The organism is Caloramator proteoclasticus DSM 10124 (assembly GCF_900129265.1).
Taxonomy (GTDB): Bacteria; Bacillota; Clostridia; order Clostridiales; family Caloramatoraceae; genus Thermobrachium; species Thermobrachium proteoclasticum.
Map to the genome: position 1 here is coordinate 1 of NZ_FQVG01000093.1, position 3508 is coordinate 3508.

A 3508-nucleotide genomic window follows, 5' to 3' on the forward strand; every position below is an offset into this window, starting at 1 on the left:
AACTTTTTATGCATTTTATTAAATTAAGTTGAATATTTATAAAAAACGTCATTAAAAGCCACTATTTTTTCGGAGCTCTTGGTGGCACTTTTTGTCTTGACAAACTACTTCAAAACCTATATAATACTAAAAAATAAATAAAGAATACATGCCTACTCATATAATCCCGATAATATGGTTCGGGAGTCTCTACCGGGGGCCGTAAACCTCCGACTATGAGTGAGGTTGCTTTGCGTTTGCATATTGCACTTCACTCATTTCTTTTTTTGGGGAGCAATATGCTTTTTTGTTTCCCCTAAAGGGCATGTTGAAGGGGAGGAGGATTCTAAATGAAAATCTTAAAACAAGCCTATACCTTTGATGACGTCTTATTAGTTCCACAAAAGTCAGATGTATTACCTAAAGATGTAGAGGTTTCAACATATCTTACAAAGAAAATAAAGCTTAATATACCACTTATGAGTGCAGGAATGGATACAGTAACAGAGTCAAAAATGGCAATAGCAATGGCTCGTGAGGGTGGAATAGGAATCATTCATAAGAACATGTCTATTGAAGAGCAGGCCTTAGAGGTAGATAAGGTAAAAAGATCAGAACACGGAGTAATAACAGATCCTTTCTTTTTATCTCCAGAACACACAATAGAAGATGCTGATAGATTAATGGCAAGGTACAGAATATCAGGTGTCCCAATTGTTGAAGGTGGAAGATTAGTTGGAATTATAACAAACCGCGACATAAGATTTGAAAAGGACTATTCAAGAAGAATAAGCGAAGTTATGACGAAGGATAATTTAATAACAGCACCAGTTGGAACAAGCCTTAAGGAGGCAGAAGAAATACTAAGACGCCACAAGATAGAAAAGCTTCCACTTGTTGATGAAAACTATGCCCTAAAGGGACTTATAACAATAAAGGATATTGAAAAGGCAGTTAAGTTCCCAAATTCAGCAAAGGATGAAAAGGGAAGACTTTTGGTAGGTGCTGCAGTTGGAGTAACTGTAGATACAATGGATAGAGTAAAGGCACTATATGAAGCGGGTGTGGATGTAATAGTTGTGGATACTGCCCACGGCCATTCAAAGGGTGTTATAGATATGGTATATAGAATAAAAAATGCATATCCAGAGCTTCAGGTAATAGGAGGTAACGTTGCAACTATAGAGGCAACGAGGGATTTAATACTTGCTGGTGCCGACTGCGTTAAGGTTGGTATAGGACCTGGTTCAATCTGTACAACAAGAGTTGTAGCAGGAGTTGGTGTTCCTCAGCTAACAGCGGTTATGGATTGTGCAGAAGAGGCAGATAAATACGGTATTCCAATAATAGCAGATGGAGGAATTAAATATTCTGGAGATATAGTTAAAGCCCTTGCAGCAGGTGCATCTGTTGTAATGATGGGTTCACTTCTTGCAGGATGTGAGGAGAGTCCAGGAGAAGAAGAAATATATCAAGGAAGAAGATTTAAGGTGTATAGAGGAATGGGCTCAATTGCAGCAATGCAAAAGGGAAGCAAGGACAGATATTTCCAACAGGACAACAAAAAGCTTGTACCAGAGGGAGTTGAAGGAAGAGTTGCCTACAAAGGACCTGTTGCAGACACTCTTTATCAGTTAGTTGGAGGACTTAGAGCTGGTATGGGATACTGCGGTGCAAGGAACATAGAGGAACTAAAACAGAAGGCTGTCTTTGTTGTTCAAACATCAGCAGGTCTAAGGGAGAGCCATCCACACGATATATACATTACAAAGGAAGCACCAAACTATACAACAGATGCAAAGTAGGAGGGTAATATGAATAGAGAACTTGTTTTAATAATAGATTTTGGAGGACAGTATAACCAGCTTATTGCAAGGCGTGTTAGAGAGTGTGGGGTGTACTCTGAGATAGTTCCATACACAGTTTCAATAGAAGAAATAAAAAGAAAGAGCCCAAGTGCAATAATTTTCACAGGTGGACCAAACAGCGTATACGAAGAGGGAGCACCAAGGGTAGATAGGGAAATATTTGATTTGAATATTCCTATACTTGGAATATGCTATGGAATGCAGCTTACCGCATTTATGTTAGGTGGAGAAGTTAAAAAGGCAGATAAAAGGGAGTATGGAAACACAAGTGTTGTTTTAGAAAATGACTGTGCCCTATTTTCAAACCTTCCTAAAGAGAGCATAATGTGGATGAGCCATACTGACTATGTTGCAGAACTTCCAGATGGTTTTGTAAATGTAGCCTACACAGACTCCTGCAAAAATGCGGCAATGGCAAATAAAGAAAAGAGGATATATGGCGTTCAATTCCATCCAGAGGTTAAACATTCACAGTTTGGTTTTGATGTTATTAAAAATTTCTTGTTTAATGTATGCGGTCTTAAGGGAGATTGGACAATGTCCTCCTTTATTGATGAAAAGATAGAGGAAATAAGAAGGACTGTTGGAGATAAAAAGGCAATATGTGCCCTGTCAGGTGGAGTTGACTCCTCTGTTGCTGCCCTAATGGTACACAGGGCAATAGGTAAAAATTTAACCTGTATATTTGTTGACCACGGCCTATTAAGAAAGGGAGAGGCAGAAGAGGTTTATAATACCTTTAAAGAAAAGTTCGATATGAACCTTATTATGGTTGATGCAAAGGATAGATTTTTAGGAAAGCTAAAGGGAGTTACTGACCCTGAGAGGAAAAGAAAGATAATTGGTGAGGAGTTTATAAGGGTATTTGAAGACGAGGCATTAAAAATAGAAGGGGCAGAGTTTTTGGTACAGGGAACAATTTATCCAGACGTTGTTGAAAGTGGAACAGGAACATCTGCAGTTATAAAGAGCCATCACAACGTAGGGGGACTTCCTGAGGACATTAAATTTAAGTTGATTGAACCCCTTAGGGAACTATTTAAGGATGAAGTTCGAGAAGTTGGAAGACAGCTTGGACTTGCAGAAGAATTAGTATCAAGACAGCCATTCCCAGGACCAGGTCTTGCGATAAGGGTACTTGGTGAGGTTACAGAGGAAAAGCTTTCTATATTAAAGGAAGCAGATTTTATAGTAAGGGAAGAAATAAAAAAAGCAGGCCTTGATAAAAAGATATGGCAGTACTTTGCTGTACTTCCTGATGTAAAAAGTGTTGGCGTAATGGGAGATGAGAGAACATATTCCCACCTTATTGCAATAAGGGCTGTGGAAAGTGTGGATGGAATGACATCAGATTGGTTTAAAGTGCCCTACGAAGTTTTAGATAAAATATCAAGAAGGATTGTAAATGAAGTTAAGGGTGTAAATAGAATTGTATATGATATAACAAGTAAACCTCCTGCAACAATTGAATGGGAATAATTTAATAACTGGCAGCCATATCACTTATAACTTTTGATATGGCTGCTTTTTATTACTGAAACTTAACCACTTTTTTAAAAACATATCAACAGAAGTTTCGCAGATTAAAAAATAAATAGGGCGTAGCCCCTTGATATGTAATGGTTTAGATGAATAATAATTGAAATATGTAAATTCCGATT

General features: G+C 37.9%; 2 protein-coding genes and 1 riboswitch. Both genes read left to right on the forward strand.

The window, feature by feature from the left end; all coding sequences use genetic code 11:
- Nucleotides 1-136 precede the first annotated feature (136 nt).
- Nucleotides 137-236: riboswitch (purine riboswitch) on the forward strand.
- Nucleotides 237-329: 93 nt separating this feature from the next.
- The gene (gene guaB / locus BUB63_RS12800; RefSeq protein WP_073250353.1) at nucleotides 330-1784 is read left to right on the forward strand and encodes an IMP dehydrogenase; all 1455 of its coding nucleotides are present in this window, start codon (nucleotides 330-332) and stop codon (nucleotides 1782-1784) included.
- Nucleotides 1785-1793: 9 nt separating this feature from the next.
- Nucleotides 1794-3326, forward strand: a complete 1533-nt coding sequence (guaA, locus tag BUB63_RS12805; RefSeq protein WP_073250356.1) for a glutamine-hydrolyzing GMP synthase — start codon at nucleotides 1794-1796, stop codon at nucleotides 3324-3326.
- The last annotated feature ends 182 nt before the right edge of the window (nucleotides 3327-3508 follow it).